Consider the following 21,813-nt stretch of genomic DNA (forward strand, 5'->3'; position numbering starts at 1 on the left):
AACGCTATTACTGGCGTTGAAGGCATGATGTATATGTCATCGACCTCTTCAAGTTCAGGCGTAGTAACTATTTCAGTTACATTTGAAATAGGCACAGACGTAGATAAAGCAACAGTAGATGTAAACAACCGAGTTAAACAGGTTGAAGCAAGGTTGCCAGAAGAAACTCGCAGACAGGGCGTTGTCGTTGAAAAGGCGTCTTCAAGCTTTTTGCAGATCCATGCTTTTTACTCACCAGATGGCAGTAAATCGAGTTTGTGGACGTCAAACTACGTGACGTTAAATATTCTAGACCGAGTTAAACGTATTCCCGAACCACCAGTGTCCAAGTTTTTGGTGCCAAGGATTACGCAATGCGTATTTGGTTGCGTCCAGATATCATGAGCCAGTTAAAAGTGACTGTAGATGATGTTGCCGGTGCAATTAGAAGTCAAAATTCTCAATATGCCGCCGGTAAAATTGGTGCGACGCCTACGTCGAGTTCGCCACAGGAATTAGTGTATAACGTAACTGCTCAGGGACGTCTGTCACAGCCTGAAGAATTTGAAAACATTATTATTAGAGCAAATCCTGATGGCAGCAGTTTACGATTAAAAGACGTTGCGCGTGTTGAATTAGGTGCCAAAGATTATAACTTTAAGGGAACATTTAATGGCAAAGAGGCCGTCTTATTAGGTGTATTCTTAAAACCTTACTCAAATGCTTTGGATGTCGCAAGTGACGTAAATGATGTTATGGCTGAGGTTAAAGCTGCGTTTCCACAAGGTTTAAAACACTCAACCTCTTATGACACAACTCGTTTTGTAGAAGTTTCTATATCCGAGGTTGTAAAAACATTAGCAGAAGCCATGGTATTGGTATTTTTAGTTGTTTTCCTATTCTTACAAAACTGGCGAGCGACATTAATTCCAACATTGGCCGTACCTGTTTCATTGCTTGGCACATTTGCTGGCTTATATATGCTTGGATATTCAATCAATACGCTAACCTTATTTGGCATGGTGTTATCCATTGGTATTGTTGTCGACGACGCTATAGTTGTACTTGAAAACGTCGAACGAATTATGCATGAAGAAGGTGTTAGTGCGCGTGAAGCCGCAATTAAAGCAATGAAAGAAGTCAGTGGACCAGTTATCGCCATCGTTCTTGTGTTGTGTTCAGTTTTTGTTCCTATCGCATTTTTAGGTGGCTTAACGGGAGAATTGTTCCGTCAGTTCGCAATAACAATTTCAATATCGGTATTTTTGTCAGGTGTTGTGGCATTGACCATGACGCCAGCACTTTGTGTTTTGATCTTAAAACAAGAACATAAACAAACGTCTGCTTTTTTCCTTTGGTTTAATCGCAAATTCACTGCAATCACAGGTAAATATGTAAGTACGGTTAGCTTTATGGTTCGACGTGGCTTTTAGGTTTGGTACTTGTGGTCGGTATGATTGCCATTACCGGCGCAATGTGGAAAAACACACCAAGTTCATTAGTACCAGATGAAGACCAAGGATTTTATATATCAGCGGTATTTTTGCCAGATGGTGCATCATTGGCCCGCACAGAAGAAGTTGTTGGCGAAGTAATAGAGGCCGTACGCTCAAACCCTGCGAACTTAGACATTGTCGCGTTTACTGGTTTTGACTTCATCGGTGGTGGTTATAAAAATAATGCCGCAACGTTATTCGTTACTCAAAAAGATTGGAGCGAACGTGAACAAGACACCAACTCTTTGGTCGGCGAATTGTTTATGAAAACCGCACATATTAAAGAAGCCTTAGTTTTAGCGTTTAACCCACCTGCAATTATGGGGTTAGGCAATACTGGCGGCTTTGAAGTCTACCTACAAAGTAAAGGCAACAACAGTACCGAAGAGCTTAAACAAGGCATGCAGATCTTAATGGGGGCAGCCCAAAAAAGTCCAATATTAGGTGGCATACAAACGTTATGGCGTCCAAATGCTCCGCAACTTAGTGTTGATGTTGACCGCGAACAAGCTCGTGCAATGGGCATTAATATTAGTGATGCGTTTAGTGCGTTAGCGGGCAACTTAGGCACTTACTACGTAAATGACTTTAATAAGTTTGGTCGTGCATGGCAGGTTGTAATGTCTGCAGAAGCAGAGTTTAGAAACTCGCCTGAAGACATAGGCCGTATATATGTTAAGAGTCAATCTGGTGAAATGGTTCCTATCTCGGCGTTTGCTGATGTGAAGTTCAGTCGCGGGCCTGACAGTCAAGACCGATATAATAACTTACCAGCAGTTAAATTATTAGGTAGTGCCGCACCGGGTTATAGTTCTGGTCAAGCGATTGCTGAATTGGAACGCATTGCAAAAGAAGTATTACCACCAAACTTAACGTATGAATGGACGGGCGCCGCGTATCAAGAAAACCAAAGTTCGGGTACAACTGGTTTAGCTTTAGGCTTGGCTGTAATTATGGTGTTTTTAATACTGGCAGCACTTTATGAGCGTTGGTCACTGCCAATTTCAGTATTGTTAGCTTTGCCTTTTGGTACATTTGGCGCACTCATTTCAGTTTGGATAGCAGGCCTAACAAATGACGTTTATTTCCAAATTGGCCTAGTTACCCTGTTGGGGTTAGCGAGTAAAAATGCCATATTGATTGTTGAATATGCCCTAATGAAACATCAAGAAGGCTGGAGCGCGAGTAGCGCGGCACTTGAAGCTGCACGATTACGTTTCAGACCTATCATTATGACATCACTTGCCTTTATCCTTGGTGTAGTGCCTTTAGTCTTCAGTTCTGGAGCTGGGGCAGGCGCACGTCATAGTGTAGGCACTGGGGTCATGGGCGGTATGATGGCTGCAACGTTCCTAGCTGTATTTTTTGTACCAATGTTCTTCTATTGGTTAACAGAACGTAAGCTAACAGAAAAACGTTCACGCCAAGAACTTGCAGATGAAATTGCGGAAAACCACAAAAAGAACACGTAAAAACCCAAGAAGGTTTAGTGTAAATAATCCTCATTTCAATTGTTAAAAAAGGAACCTAAAAGGTTCCTTTTTTATGTGCAGTGACCCATACTGGAGTAGTTTTAGTTTTAGTTTTAGTTTTAGTTTTAGTTTTAGTTTTAGTTTTAGACTGTTTTTATATACAGTATTGAATGTTTTTCCTCCTAAGTCAGAAAAAGAGGAAACTTTCCTCATTTCCACAAATTTTCCAAAAGATTACAATCTCCCAAACATAAACGTTGCAAACCCCCAAAGAATTTGCTACTAATAAATAAAATAAACACAGGGAAAATATTTTTTCAGGTTATGAGGAAACTTTCCCTGATTAAACTGTTATATTAACCAATCATAATCGGAGCCCTGTTATCAAAAAAGTAATCTATTTAGTCTCTCTGATTCTAATGTTTGGTTGTTCCGATACAGAACAATGGCAGCCCAAAATTGAGAGGATGGTTGCTGATTCACCTACAAAAGCACAAGCCATATCTTTTAGTCGCGGTGCTTGTTACGGAACTTGCCCAGTATATGACTTTTATATTTTTCCTGATGATAACTTTGTTTTTATTGGGCATGCACACGTAATAAAAATAGGAGCTTATCGAGGAGCTCTAGAAAAAGGTACATATAAGAGTTTAATCAACCTTGTTGATAATAATAACTTCTTAAAATTATCTAGAATTGGTTACTTTGGAAACTCTCACTCAAAAGAGGCAACTTTTAAATGTGGCTCATATAAAACTGATCACTCAACTGTTTCTATTGGTATTCAGCTTCAAGAAGCTGAATTAAAAGTAACACATAATTTAGGTTGTTCTGATTTTGCTGAGGAACAGGTAATAGTAAATATGTTTTCTAAATTTGAACAAGTTGTTGTATTAAATGGTAAAGGGTTAATATAACAAGTCATTAAAGCAGGACAAAAAACAGTTGGTTTTTGCTCGTGCCTCGCTTATTTTAACCAACTATTTTTAGCCTCTTAATGAGGCGTTATGTGTTTCTATGAATTACGATGAATTTGTCAACGAAGTCCAAAAATACGATAGCGACGCTGATGTTGCTAAGTTATTGCGCGTATTGAAAGACTGGAAGATTAATGGTGAAAGTGTGGTTCAGCTTCAATCGACCATTGAAAGGTTTTTGGGTCACTCTTGGATAGAGAGTAAGGAAACTCATAATCACCTTTATAAGTTGTGGTCATCTTTCAATACAAGTGCAATTGGAAACATCGGTGGTATGACAATGAATGAACGGCTTTTTTGGTTTGGTTTATTTGAGCAATTTGATAGTTGTAAATCTGAGGCTAAAAAACAGTTGATTTACAGTAAGTTGTCAGCCAACACATAACAAGTCATTAAAGCAGGACAAAAAACAGTTGGCTTTTGCTCCTTCGTCGCTAATTTTAGCCAACAATTTTTCGCCTCTTAATGAGGCGTTAGGTATACAAGGAAGTATTGAGTCTAGTGTTCATCCTTAAAGAAAAATTCAAAGCTATTTTTGAGTCTACTTTCTTAATCGTTGTATTCTCACTTTGTGGGCTGGCAATTAGTGAGATCCTAATTCAGCCATTTGCAAAACTCGTATTCGTATCTCTATTCTTTTTAGGATGGTTTGTATTGCTAATTTATGGCTTAATTTACAAAGAGTCTTATATGTTTAAGTGTTCTGTAAAAAGTAGATTATTTATATACTTAGCCGAGCAATTTATATATTGTTCTTTAATAATCATTACAGGTATTGTTCTCTTTCGAGCAGTGTATACCTAACAAGAACTTCAAACGGAAAAATACAGTTGGCTGTTTTCACTCCGTTCAACATTTTAGCCAACAATATTTTTCCGCTTAAGTAGGCGTTATAAGCCAAAGGCTAGTTTGGAGTATCATGGAAGAAAATAAGTTTTTTAAATTAGTTTGGCGTTTCAATGGGCTAATTATATCTGTTGCAGGAATTCTTGCGGTAGGTCTACTCGCTTTTGCTACATACAAGCTCTTTCAAGATGTTACTAGGGAAAGAACAACCCGAAATATTGTAAATATCGAAGAAAATGCAGAAATAAAGGAAAACTGGAAACTAGGACAATTTTCAGAAATAGACGATGGGAAAATCTTAATGCTCCCACTTAATTCTGATCAATCCTTTGATCGAGCCTATTTCAGTAAATCATCAAATTCTACTCGTAACTATCTATTCATTAATACCGATACTTCTGAAGAAAAGTGGTTATTTAACCATACTGATTATCTAATAGAGCGCAGTGATAAGTTGAGATTAGGTGGTTACAACTCAAAAGAGCCAATTGTCGCAATCTTATATCAACTAGTTAAGTTGGACTCTGATCATGATAACCGTCTGTCTGCGTCTGATTTAACAACAATAGCGATCACAAATCCCGATGGTTCAGCTTACGAAGAGTTAATCAAAGAAGTGGAGCTAATTGTTGATCATACACTTTTAAATAAAAATGAATTGTTCCTTATTTATCAAAAAGCTGGTGTCTCATATTCAGCGGTACTGAATTTAAATAGCCGTGAATTAACTAAAAGTCATCAACTTCCTAAAGTTGGCTTATAACAAGTCATTAAAGCAGGACAAAAAACAGTTGGTTTTTGCTCGTGCCTCGCTTATTTTAACCAACTATTTTATTGCCTCTTAATGAGGCGTTAGCAAGTCAAAGGAAGGGCTAGGATTTTTATTTAAACAAGGAATGTGTTCTGCTCAAATCAAAGCAATATTTCAACATTTCCTAGTTTGCACCAAATCCCGATAACGTTTCGTAAAGTATTTAAGTAGTGTGGTAGTTTGGCTACTCACATTTTATGTTTTGAAAAAGTGTGGTTTATCTGAGAAAGTTGAACCATGAATTATTAATTAAAAATTGTCTCACAGCGGAATTCTGTTTTGGCTTGGATTAGTCGGTAACTTACAGTGGCAGCAGTAAATTGCACACTCTGAAGGTTGCCAGCTAACAAGTCACTAAAGAAAGACAAAACAGAGTTGTACCGGTTCTTGCAAACGACGCAACAACCAGTCCAACAAACTGTTTTGCTTCTTAGTGAGGCGTTATATTTCACGGAAGGTTCATGGAAATACTCATTGATTGGAGTCTAATCAAATCCGAAGATCAATTTTACGATGTACTCTTATCACAAGTTGGAGCTCCAGATTGGCATGGGCATAATTTAGATGCTTTGGCTGATTCGTTAATTACAGGCTCTATCAATTCTATTGAGCCGCCGTACAAATTGATGTCTGTTAATTCCAGTGTTAATTTGGGTGAACTTAAATCATTTCAAACTAAGGTGTTAGCCATTTTTACTGAGGCAGCAACAGAACAAGACCGAGAAATCGAGTTTTGTGTAAAGTGAAATATAACAAGTCATTAAAGCAGGACAAAAAACAGTTGGTTTTTGCTCCTTCGTCGCTTATTTTAACCAACTATTTTTAGCCTCTTAATGAGGCGTTATGAGTATTAGGGATGATTGAGCTTTTAATATTTCTTCTGCCAATAATCACGGCAGGAATTGGAATATATCAAAAAACGATACTAGATGAAGGTTCTGCTATTTCCTTTGTAGATTATGCAAATAAGCATGGTGCAAAAGCGAGAACGTTAAAGTCACCTCGTTTCTTTTTGCAATTAACCTCATATATCATTTCGCCTCTGTACATCGGTTTTGGCTGGGTTTGGATGATATTAGGGGCACTTTATTAATTTGGATGGTTGTTTATTTTTTATTTGGTGATGAAAAAACGGTTACGCCAAATCTATGTTCTTCTGACTTTGATAAACTTGTTCTAAAAAGAAGAAAACAAGCAATGGTAAGCTCGGTGGTAATGTTATTATGGATTGCTAGTTGGGTTGCAGAATACTCATAACAAGTCATTAAAGCAGGACAAAAAACAGTTGGTTTTTGCTCCTTCGTCGCTTATTTTAACCAACTATTTTTTGCCTCTTAATGAGGCGTTATGTTTAAAGGAATAACCCGTGAAAACTTTGTTTTGGATTTTTTGTTTGTTGTCCTTTCAAGCAACTTCCAAAAGTAATGAACTTAATTTATTGGGTGGCCTTTATTGGAATCACACAGAAGAGGCCTCCCTTGTAATTGGTGGCGCCTATATTATTGATAGCCCTACTTCTGAGAAGTTAGCTGAAGGTGAACTTTCACAGTATCTTTATGCTGATATCGAGGTTGGCAAAAATAATAAACTTGCTACTTTTGGTCGAGGATATAAGGGACTATTTGGTGGAAGTTTTAGATATGGTGCCAGTATCGGAAGATTAGATGATTCAAATGTTATAGGCTTAGTCACAACCGCTTCTATTTTAACTATGAGTGCAAAGATTGGCATCTACTCTAGTTCTGAAAACCAAAGTAAATTAATACTCGGTGTCGGTTTTCAATTTTAAACATAACAAGCGCATTAAGTCAGACGGCCTCAACTTTGGCCCCATTTAATGCAAAAGAAACGACGCATAAATGCGTCCTAAATTGGTCCGCTGCTTATGCGGGCGTTATGTTTCAATCGGGAATGGTTGTGTTCGAAAAAGGTTTATCAATTTCAGTAGCTATTGCTTTTATTTTTAGTTCATTTCCTTTCGTATTTAATGCGGGATTTGAAATAGTCATGTTAAAGGACTTTTGGTTAACCACCTCAGCTATAATCGTTGCACTTTTTTATTATGTACTTGCAGTTGTTTCTTTGTATTACTCACTTAACGCCCCAAGATTAAACTATAAGTTTTTAAATTTTACTTTGGCAAACAACAAGTACTTGGTTCATTTACCAATACTTTTATGTACTATTTTTCAGTATGTGTTTTGGTTTGTGGTATCTGAAACATAACAAGTCATTCAAAAGGACAAAAAACAGTTGGTTTTTGCTCCTTCGTCGCTTATTTTAACCAACTATTTTTTGCCTCTTAATGAGGCGTTATGTACTAAAAAGGAATTTTAAACATTGAGAAATTTATTGCTTACTCTATTCGCAGTCCTTTGTTGCTCTTGCGCTACAGTCAAAACCCTTTCTCCCGAAAAAATCATGTTGTTATTAAGCATCAAGGTAAAAAAGCTATTGTGAGGAAATTCCTCGTATTTACAGTGGTATTTCATATAATTTTTGTCTTTTATATGGAGAGCCTAGCAAAAGTAAGAATTTAGGTGGTGGTATTAATGATGTGCCTTGGTTTGTTTTTGATTCAGTTTTCTCTGTTGTTGCTGATACTGTTGTAATCCCGTATACGATTGTAACTCAATCAAATAAAGGTAATATTAAAGTTAATTAATATTGTTTTGGCACGTACATAACAACACGCCCTGAGGTGGACAGCAAGTATTAATACTCACTTTCCACCGCATATTTCAGAAGGGGTGAGCCCTTACGCTTTAGTGCTTCAAGGTAGGTTGTTTCATCGTATGCCGTCTTTGTTTTCCAACATCTAAACAGTATCCTTATCCACTTAAATGCCAGCGCACGAATGATAGTATTATGTGGCTTTCCTTTGCTTACTTGTTGTTGGTAATAAGCTTTGGCCCAAAACGAATATCGCACTGATTGACCAGCCCATTCTACAAATGTCTGCCTTAAAAAGGTTGTGCATGAGTAGCGCCAATGTATCCATTCTTTTTGCCACTTCGTTCCGTTACAGGAGCAATACCGGCGTATTTTTGTATCTCTTCACATGACTGGTAACGCTCGCGATTTGACCCCATTGCGGCTAATAATCGAGGGGCCATTTGGGGACCAGCTCCTAGCAAGCTATCATAAATAAATCGGTCGCTGTTCTTTTTATAAATCGATTTTATCTCATGGTCGAATCGTTCGATTGATGACATTAATTGCTTGAGTTGCCCAATCAAACATTCAACAAGAAGTTGGTTAGGACTGATTATGGCATTGTCGTTCGTTAATGGTTCAGCTTGCTTAATTTCTATAATACGCTTTTCATTTACCGCTGAGTAACGTGAATTGTGTTGGTTAAAAAGTCAATTAAGGTTTGCTTTCTAGCCCGTTTAACTTGTGCAAGTGATGGCCAACGTGAAAGAAAATCACAGAATATCATGCTGTCTTTTTCTTTAAACCAATCAAGTACATGCGGGTAATAATTTTTTAATGTAGTGGAGAGCCTATTCGTTAAGTCAACTCGGTCCTGCACCAGTGTTCGGCGGTATTCCACCAGTTGAGCTAGTGACCTAATACTTTCGGTGTCGGGAGTGATAACTTTTAATTTACTCATGTGCTGTTGCAATATTTCTAATTGGATAGCTGCATCAGTGGGGTCATCTTTGGCACCGCTATGTGTAAATGCCTTTCGGTATTTTGCGACAGTTGACGGATTGATAGTAAACAAAACGATATGTTTAAATTTACTTAATGCGTAAATTAAAGGCCCCTTTTTTAATTCACAGGCGACCGCAATTTGTTGCCCATTGTACTTCTGCTTTAAAGCATTAGCCCAAGCACTAATCGCCTCGGGTTTAGAGGAAATTACGCTAAAAATGGGTTTGTTGTTTTGGTGATCGAGTTCACAAATGTCGTGCTTACGGTCGGCCCAATCAATAGCGATAAGAGCAGTAAAATCGGAAGGATTAAATACTTTCATTTTTTAACTCCGAAGCGTAAAGTTAACCATGGAATATGGCTGAAATATTGTTTCTCGCAGGTCTTATAGATAGTCGATATAAACGGCAATCCCTGAGTATGCGTATTGAAACAAGTGACCTCTGTTGCTCCGAAAGTCTTGTTAAAAGCATCGAGTGTTTGCGCTCAAATATTCGTAAGCAACAGAAGCATATTCCGCTTATTAATGAGCTAGGTAAACAGATTAATTAGTGGAACGGAGCAACTATAAGTCATTAAAGCAGGACAAAAAACAGTTGGTTTTTGCTCCTTCGTCGCTTATTTTAACCAACTATTTTTAGCCTCTTAATGAGGCGTTGAGGCTGTAGAATAAGTCCCTTTATGATCAAAAGTTCGTTCAGTATTGATTGCTAAACTTGTTTGTTATTTAGCCTCATTTTCGTTTGTGCTATGCGCTTCGCTATGATCTAATTGATATTATTCCGCCAGAGATAATTCCCAATGGCAAAGTACAAACCTGACTTATCCTGCCAGAGTAAGTTCATTCCCATCGACTTTTCGCGTCAAATACTTCGGGAACCTTTGAGTATGCATTGGCTCACATTGTCGATAATCATCTGGATTTAACGGGGTTTGATGCGTGGTATAACAACGATAAAACGGGCGCTACCGCTTATTCGCCAAGGTGTCATGTTAAAGGTCATTATATTTGCCTATTCCCGCGGTATTATCAGCAGCCGAAAAATCGCGTTGGCCTGTGAAACGAATATCACCTTTATGAGTCTATCTGGTGATATCCAGCCTCACTTCACCAGTATTGCGAGTTTTGTCGCAAATATGAAAGAGCAAATCGAGCCACTGTTTACCCAAGTGTTGATGATATGCGACCGTGAAGGCTTAATCGGTCGCAACATGTTTGCCATTGATGGTTGTAAAATCAAATCGAATGCCAGTAAAGAGTGGAGCGGAACATTTGAAGAGTTGCACCGAAAAGAAGCCAAATTGCGTAGAGCCAGCCAACGTATATTGGAACGGCATCAAGCCCTAGACACTCAGCCAGAAGATGGAATAGAACACGACTTAAAGCAACAAAAAAGTTGGACGCGAGCGCCGATAAAATCAAAGCCTACCTAGACAATCATGACGAAAAATTGGGCAGCAGGGGCACGCCTGTAAAAAGCAATGTGACCGATCCGGACAGCGCCAAAATGACCACAAGCAAAGGTACAATCCAAGGTTATAACGGTATCGCGATAAACGACGACAAACACCAAGTTATTTTGCAAGCTCAAACATGGGGCAGCGTAGGCGAGCAACAAACGTTAAAGCCGGCAATCGAACAATTGAAAACTCAGTTGAGTAAATTGGGCACACCGGAGTCACTATCGAAATCGAAATTTACCGCCGACAGCGGCTTTCACAGTGAAGCAAACTTAAGCTATTTATCGAGCACAGGGTTAGATTGTTATGTTGCAGATACAGGATTTAGAAGTCGAAACCCTCTGTTTAAAAGTAGTGAAAAGTATCAAAGTGAAAAAGAAAAGCGTCGGCACAAACGCAGAAAAGTAAAAAGCAAACTGTTCACATCTGAGGCCTTTTACTTTGATAAAGAAAGCGGCAGTTGCCAATGTCCAGCAGGGAAAACGCTGTGGCGACAAAGCCAAAGTATTAACAGCGGTGACAAATCGTATGTGCGGTTTACCGGTTACTTGAAAGATTGTAAATCGTGTCCATTGCAACGCGAGTGTATGAGAAAGCCGCCAAACAAGACCGGGCGCCAAGTTCAGTTTCAAATTAATAAAGAAAAATCGCTGAGTTTTACCGACCGGATGAAAGTCAAAATAGACAGCTCGATTGGCCGACGGCAATACAGCAAACGGTTAGGGGCAATAGAGCCGGTATTTGGCAACATATGTGTTAATAAAGGCATGGATAAATTCACCCTACGAGGGCAGGAAAAGGTAAATGCCCAATGGCAAATGTATTGTTTGGTTCATAATATAGAGAAGCTAAAGGACAGACTGCATTAATCGAAAGCCTATGGGCTTATAGACCCCGTCAATCACTCATCCTATCCCCCAAAAAAGGCTTTAAAGTCGATAATCCCCGAAATCGCACAGTAAATTAGAATTTAAAATTGAAAGCTCAATAAAACTCAGATAACGTTTATTCCATAAAAATTAATAGATAAACGAGTTAATCTACAGGCTCGTTATACGCTAATGAAACTTTTATTTTTAATTACTATTATATTAATCATACCGTTTAAGGCAAAGCTCTTGATTCACCCATATTCCATTCGGTCAATATTGGTGATCAGTTCATAGGTGAATATATATATTTGGGCTATTGGGATCAGGAACCTTTAGAAGGAGGTGCTAAGGGGATATCATATAGATATGGACTTGGAACCCATGGTCAAAAGGTTACAGTGTCATTTTCTAAATTTCAGTATTTTGGCGGCTATGATATTGGTTTGAGCTACATTAAACCATATGAAGAAAATACTCATGTATTTAATGGGAAAAACTCTGCATTAGCTATTGAAGGAACCTTAAGGTTTTTTCTATCAAATCTGACTATTGGTGTCACTGAAGAAACTGTATATGCTTCAGTAGGGTGGTCTTTCAATTATGGCTTTTAGCGTATAACAAGCGCATTAATAATGGACGTCTTAAACTTGGCTGGACGCTCATTCTTCGCTAATTTTAGCCAAGTCTAATACGCCCATTATGCGGGCGTTATATTTACATGGAGTTTCGTGAACCAATGAAGTCTTTTCTAATTATATTATTATCTGTATTTCTATTTTCTTGTGCCTCAACAAAAGAACAAGCTAACCACCTTGAATTCATGATGTACTCGGACGCACACCCTGAGCTAAACGATGCAGAAAGCAGTTTATGGTTTGGTTATAGTTTCGGGCTTGGTATATGTATACAAAACGAAAATGCATCTTATGATCGTTATCCAATGAAATGTGAAGTTAGTGCTAGAAAAGCTATGGCTCAAATGTACGAAAATGAAACGGATAAAAGTAAATATTCGAACTCTTATCCAAAGGAGTTATTCAGTGTATATCGCGCGGGTTTTATGGAGGCTTATGTTTGGTCTAACAATCAACAAAAAGATTGGAAGCGCCCTAAAAACACCGATGAATTTCAGACATGGGCAATTTCAAACTTAAAAAGTCATATCCCACAACAAAAGTTTATGGGTAAGTTTCAGTAAATATAACACATATGAACCTTCTTCCGTCAAATAGACAATAGGATCTTTTTAGCTGCTGTTAGGCAGCTAATTGTATTCGTCAATCAGCAAAATAATCTACTTCGCAATGTCATTGTGGCCGTTAAAATTGTTTACGGCAAACACATATAGAGGCTCTCTTATTGTGGTCTCATCACTGCCTAACTCTGTCATTCCTTTTGTTGGTTAGGGGCACTACGACTAAATGGATTTAGGAGGTAGAGCGACGCAGGATGCCAAAGCCGAGACATTCATCGGTTAACCTTACGAAGGCGCTATTCAAGTCAGTTGGCTCATAAGTCCAGTTAGTTTCAGGCTCAGCTAAGGTGTAAACAATTTTGCTCATTGTTAATGCGCACCAATGGGGTGTCTAATCAAGACCTAGTAGCTTATACAGCGACTATATTTACCTGCGATATGTTGCTTAAAACAAATAGGCCACAAATAACACGCGATAGTTCTTTCTTATCTAGTTAGGCGTTCAGCTCACCCCATTGTGCGACTTAAGCTTTTAAAAAACGTTCATCATCAAATACCGTTTTATTCTTTAACATGAAATAGACTGCTCGACCAAGCTTGTGTGCTAAAGCCGATAACGCTTTGGCTTTGCTCATGCGTTTTTGCAGTTTGTTTAGGTAGCGTCTAGCTTTGTCATTACCTCGTAAATAGAGCACGGCTGCTTCACTGAATGCCCATTTAAGATGACCGTTTCCAATTTTATTGCCACTTGTGCCGTAGGTTTTCCCAGCGGATTCAGCCTTACATTTCACTAATCGAGAGTAGGAGGCAAAATTTTGTACGGACTCAAAACGGTTGATATCCCCAATCTCATATAAGATAGTCATGGCTAGGATTAAACCAATGCTAAGGCACCGTTCTGAGTTGAGCATAGTAGTCAGGTCGATGTTGCTTTGCTTTATTTTCTAAAAAACATTCTAGTTTTTTTAACTCTAGGGCATAACTTTCGAGAATGACTAAATCAAAGGTTACGTTTCGCTGAACCACCTCATCGTCATAGCGGGATTTAAACTCATCCCTGACACATTTATTCTTCATGTTTAACTCAAGAGCAGGGTAGTTGTATTGGCTATTCGTGTTTACAACATGAGCTTTAAGTTGGGCTCCATGCTGAACCAACTTAGTTCGTCGGCGCAGTAAATCGCGAGTCGCTCTCATCTCTCTTGGATAATCATAGGCAAGAGGAAAGTTACCGCCTCTTAACAAACTAGCAATTTTATATGAGTCGATTTTATCGTTTTTGGCTTTACCACCGTGGATAGCTTTCATATATAAAGCATGACCTAGGACAAAATCAATGTTGTGCTCAGCGCATAAATCACTGACCCAATACCAGCAATGCATACACTCAACGGCAACGACCACGTCACCTATATAGGGTTGCAGCAAATTTAATAACGCTCGTTTATCAGCGCCAATCTTCTGGTGAAGAACCTTTTCGCCTTTGTTATTTAATATGCAGACATAAAGAATTCGAGCATGTAGGTCGATTCCGCAGTAAAAATTGTGTAATTTAGTATAAAATTTCATTGAGCTTTCTCCTTTTGGTTTGGTCGCCTTGAAGTTTAGCTAAAAGCTAAACTTCGGGGAGAAGGTTCAATAAGTATCAAGTCGTTCAAGCGGGACAAAAAACAGTTTGCTCGGTTTCGCTTCGCTACACATTTTAGCAAACAATTTTTAGCCCCTTATTGGGGCGTTAGCTTTCAATACGGGCTTGGGTGTAAGATTATTTAAACGGATTTAAAATGGAAAATTTAGTTAACAAAATATCTAGCAAAAAAGCTAATTACCTCTACCTTATTACCTTTTGCGTGTTTGCAGTTTTAATTTATATACGTGAATCAAAAAACTTTGGTCATATTTTTGATTTTCTACCTGTATTAGGTGGAAGTATTCCCTATTTCGTTTTGACAATCTCTTTAATTTTTATATATAAAAATAATGGTAATAACCTTAGAGAACTTGGGTTGTCGTGGCCCACATTTGGCAGTACTAGATTTAGATCATTATTGTTCGCATCTCTTTGGGCATTAATCATTATACTGATTGGACTTGTGAGTGGCTCTATCGTCATGGAGTCTTTCGATCTTATTGTAGGGACAGTGACGGACTCATCACCAAGAAAAAGTGTATTGGTAGGGAATTTACCTTTGTTACTCTTACTTACTCCTTTGATGTGGCTAGCCGTTATTGGTGAAGAGTTACTTTTTAGAGGATTCATTATGAATTTTCTTGCGAAGAAGTTTGGTGGTACAACTAAAAGTTGGATACTGGCAATTGTTGTATCTTCACTGATTTTTGGTTTAGCTCATTTTTGGCAAGGAGCTCGAGGGATAGTGGGAGCTGGTGTTTTAGCCTTAATATGGGGAACGGCTTACTATCGTTGTGGACGCAACCTGTGGCCTACTATAATTGCACATAGTGTTGGCAATACAATTGCTTTTATTTCAACCTACAATAGTTAAAGTATCTAAAGATCGTAGACTGAAAGCTAACAAGAACTTCAAACGGAAAAAATACAGTTGGCTGTTTTCACTCCGTTCAACATTTTAGCCAACTATATTTTTCCACTTAAGTAGGCGTTATATTCTTATCGACAACTGATGCGCATCACGCTACACTTGTTGCATGATTAAATCTTTTAAACACAAAGGCCTTAAGAAATACTTCCAAACTGGAAGTATTTCAGGTATTCAGGCAAAACATCAACGTAAATTACGTATGCAACTGACCGCAATAGATACCGCTCAAGAAATTGATGATATCAATTTACCCGGTTTTAAATTGCACCCATTAAAAGGGGATCGTGATGGGATTTGGTCTATTACAGTAAATGGTAACTGGCGCATTACTTTTGAATTCATCGATGGTAATGCATATATTCTCAACTATGAGGACTATCACTAATGACTATGCATAACCCGCCACACCATGGAGAGTTTATTTATGACGTATATCTAGAGCCAACAGGCTTTAGCTGTCGTTATTTGGCAAAACAACTAGATGTAGCATCATCTACTTTAAATAGGGTTCTAAAAGGGCAAAGTGCTATCTCACCAGAAATGGCACTTCGTTTGTCTAAAGCAATTGGCAGAACCCCTGAGAGTTGGTTAGCAATGCAAGATAACTATGATCTTTGGCATGCTAAACAGCAAATTAATTTAACAAATGTTCATGCAGTAAATTTTACAGTGGCATAAAAACTATAAGTTGCTCAAAAGGAAAAATAACAGTTGGCCATCACTCCGCGATTATAGCCAATCATTATTGTCCTCTTAGCTAGGCGTTATATTTCACGGAGTATTCAAGCATGAGTGAACAACAAATAGTTTATTCTTTCGCATGGTTTCAGCCTGAAGAATGGAAGTGTTTAAAAGAAACAGTAGATGATCCAACTACGCTAGATGATACTTATCAAGAATGGCGACATAATGCTGAAAATGCTATTGGTGAACTTAGGGCTAATGGCGAGCAAGTTAAAAAGATATCTATCAAAATTAGTAAGCTTGTTAGCTGGTGTGAATCTAAAGGTATAAAACCTGATAGTAAAGCTAGATCTGAGTATGCGGCATTTCTTGCAGACCAAAGAAGCAACTGAAATATAAAAAGAAAATTAAGCGGGACTGCTAACAGTTGGCTAGGTTTCGCTCCGCTTCACATTTTAGCCAAGCTAATCCGCCCATTATTTGGGCGTTAGCTATACAGTTGAAAGTTTTGCTTTCAGTGATACTATAGTAGCACTCACCCCTGTTAAGAGTTCGATTATGAAAGTAGAATTAGTTACAACCTTAAAGAGGCAGGCCACTAAAATATTGGCAGATCTCCATTCTTCTAAAGAACCAGTTTTAATTACTGAGCATGGTCAGCCATCTGCATATTTGGTCGATGTTGATGATTTTGAAATGATGCAAAAGCGTATGTCGATATTGGAAGGAATCGCTCGAGGAGAGCAGGCAATTAGAAATGAGCAAGTCGTTTCAAATACGCAGGCTAAAGAGCAAATGAATAAATGGCTGAAATAGTTTGGACACAATCAGCTCTTAATAAGCTTGATGAAATTGCTGAATACATTGCAGTGGCTAATTTGATTGCTGCGAAAAAACTAGTTCAGACTGTATTTAGTAAAATAGAAAGGCTAGAAGTACTAGAAGTACACCCCGAATCGGGAAAAGTTCCTTTGGAAATACCGACCCTTAATTACAGGGAGCTAGTAATAAAGCCATGTCGAGTATTTTATAAAATTGATGGGAACAAGGTTTTTATATTGCACGTTATGCGTCAAGAACAAGATCTTAGGCGGTTCTTGCTAATTTAGTGAAGTTATTATCCATACAAGTTGCTTAAACGGACACTGCTAAACAGTTGGCTAGTGCTCGTTCCTCGCAATTTTAGCCAACATATTATTTGCCTCTTAACGAGGCGTAATACGCTTCTTAAGGATATTGTATGAATTACCTAAAATTAATCTTACTAAGTATGTGTATAGCCACTTGTTATTATGCACTGACAATTTCCGCAATAGGGATTGCTGCTGCGGGTAAAATATTTTGGTGGTTTCAATGGAAAGGTAATTTTGATTTTTACCATATCGCTCAAAATTTTGTTGGTATTGGCTTAGCTGCTTTGATCCCAGCATTTCTCGTTCATAGTTATGAACCAAGTAAAAAGTGGTTAAGTATTTCTATTGTTATTTTAGTTTCTATGCTTTTTCACGGTAACATAAATTATATACCGCTTGATCCTAATGGTTTTGTTCGTTTTTTAAAACGACACTTGTTTATGGTGATATTGGTTCTGTCGGTGTATTTTTGGAAATTATATTGCTACCAGTACTCTGGTTGCTTGTGTTTAAACGTATAGGGCATTTAAACAGGACAAAACCAAGTTAGCTTTTGTTCGTGCATCACTATTTTTAGCCTCTAGCCTCTGAATGCGGCCTTATATTTTTCAGAGCGCGCGATTAACACCCATACTTTTGTGTAACATTCTTACAATCAAAATTTGATTTGTTTTGTGCTTTTTATAATAAACTACGTAACCACCTTGAGGGCGTTTTCTGTAACCTTCTCTTAAATAATCGCAATTAACTACTAACACAGGTTCATCAGCTAATTGATGGAACGTATTAACTAATAGTATTAAATAATCATTTCGTTGAGCGGTTTCCCATGTTAAAGAGTGTATTTTGCTACTTTTATTAAATCGTTTTTAGCTTTTCCTGATAATGTGAATTTAGGCATTAGTGGTTATCTTTGTCCAACTCTAAGATCAAAGAATCATAGGAATAATCGGAAACACCACTGTTTTCACCTTCAATAAGCATATTACCTAAATTAAGTATTTTTACTTCCTGATCTTCCAATGCTCTTAAACCAGCACGAATGACTTCACTTGCAGTGCCAGAACGATCTGAGTTAAGTTGCTGATGTATAAATTTATCAACATGCTCGCCTAATGTTACGCTCGTATTCTTAGCCATAATGTAAACCTCAAGTACCAATATATATTGGGTAATAGTCTGAAAAATATATCAAGGTAATCAAACGGACAAAAACAGTTGGCTTTTTGCCGTGCCGCTACGCGTCTATTAAATATCATCAATGAATAAGGAAGGGCAGTTCTAGCTCTCCATTTTGTGTTCCCTCCTTGAACTGTAGTGTCTTCGAGTAGGATAGTTTGCCGTAACTATAGAAATAAAGATTCCATTAAAGCTTTCTTAATCAATTAAAAACATGTGCGCATGCCTTAATCAAATTTAGTCACTTTTATGTATCTTTACGAATGACGAGGGATCTGAGCTGAAAGTTATAGCCTATAAAATAAACTTGCTCTGCCTTACTGTATTTTATTATTCATTAATATATACTCGTTAATTGTCAACAATAAACAATAGATGCCAGTCCATGAAAAAATTATTAACTCTTTGGTTTGTTATGCTCACCATTTTGCTTTCGTTTAGTAGTTATTCAGAAGATAAACGACCTAACATTATCGTTATTCTTTCAGATGACTCTGGTTATACCGATTTAGGAAGTTTTGGTGGTGAAATTGAAACCCCTAATATTGATCAACTAGCTAATGATGGGGTCCGTTTTAGTAACTTTTATAGTAATGCCAGATGCAGTCCAACACGTGCAACTTTATTAACTGGGGTAGATGCTGCACACGTTGGTTTTGGTGGCGGCGTTGTTGGTGATTGGGTGCGTGAATTACCTTTTGAAGCTCACCGTGGGCGATTGTCTTATGAGCAACCGTTAATTTCCGAATTACTTGGAAGTAATGGTTATCAAACAATGATGGTTGGTAAATGGCATTTAGGTGGAAGCTATATTAAAGAGAACCCGAAAGAAATGTCACCAGAATGGATAGCGTCGCATTCAGGTATGGAACTGACCCAATATGAAATGGACCAAGATTACCTTAGTTTGCCCCTCAGCGAGGTTTTCAGAAAAGCTTAGTTTTCATTGGAGCACAAGGAAATCTTTTTGCGACTCCGGAAGATAAACATCAATATTATGATGGGAATGATAGGGCAACGTTAAAATACGATTATAACTATAATATGCACTGCTATGCTGACACACCTTTTCTCAAAAAACATTATGGTGCTTGTCATGGAAAATCGGGGAAAGCCTTTTACTCAACCGACGGCATTACAGACCGAGCCGTTGATTTGATAGAAGAAGCTTCAGATCAAACAGATCCATTTTTTATGTATGTTGCTTACCGAGCGCCACATAAACCACTGCAGGCTCCAGAAGAACTCGTTCAAAAATATCTAAAACGTTATACAGATCTACAAAAAGTAGCTGATGATCGCCATAAGGGATTGGTTTCTGCAGGCTTGTTTCCACAAAATGGTGATATCGCTAATAATAACTTTTTATGGACAAAGCAAGATAAAGAAAAAATTGAGAAATTCCGTCTACAAGCTGCTGTACACGCCGCTATGGTAGAAAAGTTAGATGAAAATGTAGGTAAGCTGATACAAAGCCTAAAAGATAATGGCGAGTATGAAAATACGCTTATTTTGTACTTTTCAGATAATGGTGCGGCATCTCATATTGGTGATCTAATGAATTCACCTTATAAAGGGGTTAAAGCCTTGCTTTGGGAAGGTGGTGCACGAACGCATGCTATTGCGAGTTGGCCTGACGTAATAAAGCCGGGAACGATTTCAGATGATTTAGTGTGGGTTGGTGACATAACTCCTACCTTACTAGAGATCACTAACACCGAATTTCCTGAAAAGTTTCATGGATCAGTACCAAGAAAACCAGACGGGCGGAGTGTTTTGGCGAGTCTTAAAGGCAATAAAATGTTACCGCCTGAAGCTATTTTTTCAACGATAAAGGCCAGCAAAGCGTCATTTATCAAGGTCGATGGAAGCTTTTAATTGAGGCTGGTTGGTATCTACAAACACTTGCGAAACCAGGGATCACATACGAACTTTATGATTTAAATAACGATCCGGGTGAAACTAATAACTTGGCAAAATTAAAACCAGACCTGGTAAAAAACTAACAGCTATGTGTGACAAATGGAAAAAAGAGAACAAAATAGTTGATTATGAAAAGATAATTAAAATAAAACCACAAGACCCTTATTAACTATTGCACGACTATATCGACGGCCTCGGACAGGGGGCCTGCTTAGGGATAGAGCTTAGGGGCAAAGCTTTAGGAGTTGTTTCTTTGTGCACCTAGCAGAGCTAATCAACGGCAATGGGTTAATAGACCTGTTGCCTTTGCCGGCTTACTGGTTCGGGGCGTACGGGCTTATGCTCTGGTTGTATTTATTATTGGTATCTTGCCTTTGTATGGGCAAAAACCGGGCTTGGAAAATAGCTCAATAACAACACGCTTGTACACTTCTAGTATCTTGTTTGTTTTAAGGTTTCACGCTACGCTGGTTGAAAATAAACAACGAGGCTAACGTATTTTTGCGCGACGATAGTTAGCTGCTTTAAGGTTTTTATGTTTAGAAATATATTAATAACTAGTTTGTGTCTTTTGTTTGTTGGGTGTAAATCAACATCGGTATATGTACCTAAATCTCTTGTAAATGCAGCCGACACTGATCTTGTCACGCTAAAGGCCGATTCAGAGCATGACCATGGTATTTTTGTCGCATTCGATGAAAGACTCTACATTTCCTCAATAAACGGTGAAAGTACATACGATTTTATGTCTATGGACGGTTATCCAGAAACAGCAAAAATCCCTATCGGTAATAATAAGATTGAGTTGAAATATATTCAGGGTCAAGTATCGGGAGATGGTTGCGTTGTCTTTAAAGCAGAAAAAGGCAAAGTTTACTTGGCAACTAAAAAACGAGACGGCATGCGCGTTTTATACTGGATTATTGAAGAAGGCACAAACAATAAAGTGAGTAAACCTTGTATCGAATAATATCTCCGAGTAGCCAGTTAACCTTAGGCTGATAAAAGTTCTAGTATCTCCTATATCACGAAATTTAGCCGTAACGTTCGTCCTTTATTGGAGAGCCTAGATGAGTTAGATTCATTTTGAGGTAATCGATCAAGGCCGATTGTTGAGCCACAAATTAACATACAATTGTGTGGCTCAAGTTCAAAAATGTTAGTCAATTAAGGCCAAACGCTTAATGTAGTTGTCATCTAAAGCTTGGCTAAATATCATTATTTCCGCAATGCTGCCATTTAAGTTTCTTAATGGCTTTTGAAGCCGTTTTGGGTCCCAGTTACCTATGGAAGCCGGGCCAATCAACCAATAATCTGAAGGTTTCATTAATTTAGTTTGTTTGACTTTTTCGCCATTGACAAATAATGAGACGGTTTTAAGTTCACTGTCAACTCGCGTTGCCAGATGATACCAAGTGCCCGAATCTGAAACAGAAAAAATGGTTCATAAGTATAGTTTTTGGGGCCAAGTTCGCGTGAAAATAAACCTAAAACTATAGTGCCAATCCCTGCATTTATACCTTGGGCACGATAGTTAGAAATCTGCCAATGTATATCACCGGGT

General features: G+C 38.1%; 26 protein-coding genes and 3 pseudogenes. 24 read left to right on the forward strand and 5 right to left on the reverse strand.

Translation table 11 applies throughout. The features are described 5' to 3' along the window. The first annotated feature begins 6 nt into the window (after window positions 1–6). The 11 genes from PN838_RS00770 to PN838_RS00820 all read left to right on the forward strand — a co-directional run bounded on the left by PN838_RS00770 (window position 7) and on the right by PN838_RS00820 (window position 8,246). The gene (locus tag PN838_RS00770) at window positions 7–384 is read left to right on the forward strand and encodes an efflux RND transporter permease subunit (protein ID WP_272182479.1); all 378 of its coding nucleotides are present in this window, start codon (window positions 7–9) and stop codon (window positions 382–384) included. After that, entirely contained in the window at window positions 354–1,412 is a 1,059-nt protein-coding gene (locus tag PN838_RS00775; RefSeq protein WP_272179468.1) for an efflux RND transporter permease subunit, read from the forward strand. The genes PN838_RS00770 and PN838_RS00775 overlap by 31 nt, the downstream gene beginning before the upstream one ends. A gap of 20 nt (window positions 1,413–1,432) precedes the next feature. After that, on the forward strand, window positions 1,433–2,947 hold the full coding sequence (locus PN838_RS00780) for an efflux RND transporter permease subunit (RefSeq protein WP_272182480.1): 1,515 nt from the start codon (window positions 1,433–1,435) through the stop codon (window positions 2,945–2,947). A gap of 467 nt (window positions 2,948–3,414) precedes the next feature. After that, window positions 3,415–3,864: a DUF6438 domain-containing protein gene (locus PN838_RS00785; RefSeq protein WP_272179469.1), complete on the forward strand. Its 450-nt coding sequence runs from the start codon at window positions 3,415–3,417 to the stop codon at window positions 3,862–3,864. A 100-nt stretch (window positions 3,865–3,964) separates the two neighbouring features. Then, complete coding sequence (locus tag PN838_RS00790; protein ID WP_272179470.1) at window positions 3,965–4,309, forward strand: hypothetical protein; 345 nt, start codon at window positions 3,965–3,967, stop codon at window positions 4,307–4,309. A 534-nt stretch (window positions 4,310–4,843) separates the two neighbouring features. Continuing rightward, a complete protein-coding gene (locus PN838_RS00795; RefSeq protein ID WP_272179471.1) occupies window positions 4,844–5,533 on the forward strand; it encodes a hypothetical protein in 690 nt (229 codons plus the stop codon). Between the two features lie 509 nt (window positions 5,534–6,042). After that, window positions 6,043–6,327 carry a barstar family protein gene (locus PN838_RS00800; protein WP_272179472.1) on the forward strand — a complete coding sequence of 95 codons (285 nt, stop codon included), beginning with the start codon at window positions 6,043–6,045 and terminating at the stop codon, window positions 6,325–6,327. Window positions 6,328–6,437: 110 nt separating this feature from the next. After that, complete coding sequence (locus PN838_RS00805; RefSeq protein WP_272179473.1) at window positions 6,438–6,674, forward strand: hypothetical protein; 237 nt, start codon at window positions 6,438–6,440, stop codon at window positions 6,672–6,674. 5 nt (window positions 6,675–6,679) lie between these two features. Beyond that, window positions 6,680–6,838 carry a hypothetical protein gene (locus tag PN838_RS00810; protein WP_272179474.1) on the forward strand — a complete coding sequence of 53 codons (159 nt, stop codon included), beginning with the start codon at window positions 6,680–6,682 and terminating at the stop codon, window positions 6,836–6,838. A 109-nt stretch (window positions 6,839–6,947) separates the two neighbouring features. Beyond that, complete coding sequence (locus tag PN838_RS00815; protein WP_272179475.1) at window positions 6,948–7,370, forward strand: hypothetical protein; 423 nt, start codon at window positions 6,948–6,950, stop codon at window positions 7,368–7,370. Window positions 7,371–8,066: 696 nt separating this feature from the next. After that, window positions 8,067–8,246 carry a YceK/YidQ family lipoprotein gene (locus tag PN838_RS00820; protein ID WP_272182481.1) on the forward strand — a complete coding sequence of 60 codons (180 nt, stop codon included), beginning with the start codon at window positions 8,067–8,069 and terminating at the stop codon, window positions 8,244–8,246. Window positions 8,247–8,296: 50 nt separating this feature from the next. Here the strand turns inward: PN838_RS00820 and PN838_RS00825 are convergent. Continuing rightward, window positions 8,297–9,563 (reverse strand): annotated as a pseudogene (locus PN838_RS00825) (IS110 family RNA-guided transposase). A gap of 479 nt (window positions 9,564–10,042) precedes the next feature. Here PN838_RS00825 and PN838_RS27800 point away from each other — a divergent pair. The 3 genes and pseudogenes from PN838_RS27800 to PN838_RS00845 all read left to right on the forward strand — a co-directional run bounded on the left by PN838_RS27800 (window position 10,043) and on the right by PN838_RS00845 (window position 12,772). Continuing rightward, a pseudogene (locus PN838_RS27800) lies at window positions 10,043–11,571 on the forward strand (transposase). A gap of 311 nt (window positions 11,572–11,882) precedes the next feature. Next, the gene (locus PN838_RS00840; RefSeq protein WP_272179478.1) at window positions 11,883–12,185 is read left to right on the forward strand and encodes a hypothetical protein; all 303 of its coding nucleotides are present in this window, start codon (window positions 11,883–11,885) and stop codon (window positions 12,183–12,185) included. Window positions 12,186–12,292: 107 nt separating this feature from the next. Next, on the forward strand, window positions 12,293–12,772 hold the full coding sequence (locus PN838_RS00845; RefSeq protein WP_215964018.1) for a hypothetical protein: 480 nt from the start codon (window positions 12,293–12,295) through the stop codon (window positions 12,770–12,772). A gap of 521 nt (window positions 12,773–13,293) precedes the next feature. Here PN838_RS00845 and PN838_RS00850 read toward each other — a convergent pair. Further along, window positions 13,294–14,338, reverse strand: a pseudogene (locus PN838_RS00850) (IS110 family RNA-guided transposase). Between the two features lie 215 nt (window positions 14,339–14,553). Here PN838_RS00850 and PN838_RS00855 point away from each other — a divergent pair. From PN838_RS00855 to PN838_RS00885, 7 genes are all read left to right on the forward strand, one after another. Further along, window positions 14,554–15,273: a CPBP family intramembrane glutamic endopeptidase gene (locus PN838_RS00855; protein WP_272179479.1), complete on the forward strand. Its 720-nt coding sequence runs from the start codon at window positions 14,554–14,556 to the stop codon at window positions 15,271–15,273. Between the two features lie 163 nt (window positions 15,274–15,436). Then, the gene (locus PN838_RS00860) at window positions 15,437–15,715 is read left to right on the forward strand and encodes a type II toxin-antitoxin system RelE/ParE family toxin (RefSeq protein ID WP_272179480.1); all 279 of its coding nucleotides are present in this window, start codon (window positions 15,437–15,439) and stop codon (window positions 15,713–15,715) included. Further along, window positions 15,715–16,008 carry a HigA family addiction module antitoxin gene (locus tag PN838_RS00865; protein ID WP_272179481.1) on the forward strand — a complete coding sequence of 98 codons (294 nt, stop codon included), beginning with the start codon at window positions 15,715–15,717 and terminating at the stop codon, window positions 16,006–16,008. The genes PN838_RS00860 and PN838_RS00865 overlap by 1 nt, the downstream gene beginning before the upstream one ends. A 110-nt stretch (window positions 16,009–16,118) precedes the next feature. Beyond that, window positions 16,119–16,406, forward strand: a complete 288-nt coding sequence (locus tag PN838_RS00870; protein ID WP_272179482.1) for a hypothetical protein — start codon at window positions 16,119–16,121, stop codon at window positions 16,404–16,406. A 166-nt stretch (window positions 16,407–16,572) separates the two neighbouring features. Continuing rightward, window positions 16,573–16,830 (forward strand): type II toxin-antitoxin system Phd/YefM family antitoxin, encoded by a 258-nt coding sequence (locus PN838_RS00875; RefSeq protein ID WP_215963065.1) that lies wholly within the window; start codon window positions 16,573–16,575, stop codon window positions 16,828–16,830. Next, window positions 16,818–17,123, forward strand: coding sequence for a type II toxin-antitoxin system RelE/ParE family toxin (locus PN838_RS00880; RefSeq protein ID WP_272179483.1), 306 nt, complete (start codon window positions 16,818–16,820; stop codon window positions 17,121–17,123). Before PN838_RS00875 ends, PN838_RS00880 begins: the two co-directional genes overlap by 13 nt. 131 nt (window positions 17,124–17,254) lie before the next feature. Then, entirely contained in the window at window positions 17,255–17,668 is a 414-nt protein-coding gene (locus tag PN838_RS00885; RefSeq protein ID WP_272179484.1) for a hypothetical protein, read from the forward strand. 87 nt (window positions 17,669–17,755) lie between these two features. Here the strand turns inward: PN838_RS00885 and PN838_RS00890 are convergent, their stop codons facing one another. Together PN838_RS00890 and PN838_RS00895 are read right to left on the reverse strand one after the other, a co-directional pair. Next, complete coding sequence (locus PN838_RS00890; protein WP_334313464.1) at window positions 17,756–17,992, reverse strand: type II toxin-antitoxin system RelE/ParE family toxin; 237 nt, start codon at window positions 17,990–17,992, stop codon at window positions 17,756–17,758. A gap of 55 nt (window positions 17,993–18,047) precedes the next feature. Further along, complete coding sequence (locus tag PN838_RS00895) at window positions 18,048–18,287, reverse strand: type II toxin-antitoxin system ParD family antitoxin (protein ID WP_272179485.1); 240 nt, start codon at window positions 18,285–18,287, stop codon at window positions 18,048–18,050. A gap of 424 nt (window positions 18,288–18,711) precedes the next feature. Here PN838_RS00895 and PN838_RS00900 point away from each other — a divergent pair, with 424 nt between their 5' ends. The 3 genes from PN838_RS00900 (at window position 18,712) to PN838_RS00910 (ending at window position 21,219) form a co-directional block, all read left to right on the forward strand. Further along, window positions 18,712–19,266, forward strand: coding sequence for a sulfatase-like hydrolase/transferase (locus PN838_RS00900; protein ID WP_272179486.1), 555 nt, complete (start codon window positions 18,712–18,714; stop codon window positions 19,264–19,266). 104 nt (window positions 19,267–19,370) lie between these two features. Then, a complete protein-coding gene (locus PN838_RS00905) occupies window positions 19,371–20,204 on the forward strand; it encodes a sulfatase-like hydrolase/transferase (RefSeq protein WP_334313243.1) in 834 nt (277 codons plus the stop codon). A 616-nt stretch (window positions 20,205–20,820) separates the two neighbouring features. Further along, the gene (locus PN838_RS00910; protein WP_272179487.1) at window positions 20,821–21,219 is read left to right on the forward strand and encodes a hypothetical protein; all 399 of its coding nucleotides are present in this window, start codon (window positions 20,821–20,823) and stop codon (window positions 21,217–21,219) included. A gap of 189 nt (window positions 21,220–21,408) precedes the next feature. Here PN838_RS00910 and PN838_RS00915 read toward each other — a convergent pair whose 3' ends face one another. Beyond that, on the reverse strand, window positions 21,409–21,690 hold the full coding sequence (locus PN838_RS00915; protein ID WP_272182484.1) for a LamG-like jellyroll fold domain-containing protein: 282 nt from the start codon (window positions 21,688–21,690) through the stop codon (window positions 21,409–21,411). Window positions 21,691–21,813 lie beyond the last annotated feature (123 nt).

The sequence above is a fragment of the Psychrosphaera algicola genome (assembly GCF_028401425.1).
Classification (GTDB): Bacteria; Pseudomonadota; Gammaproteobacteria; order Enterobacterales; family Alteromonadaceae; genus Psychrosphaera; species Psychrosphaera algicola.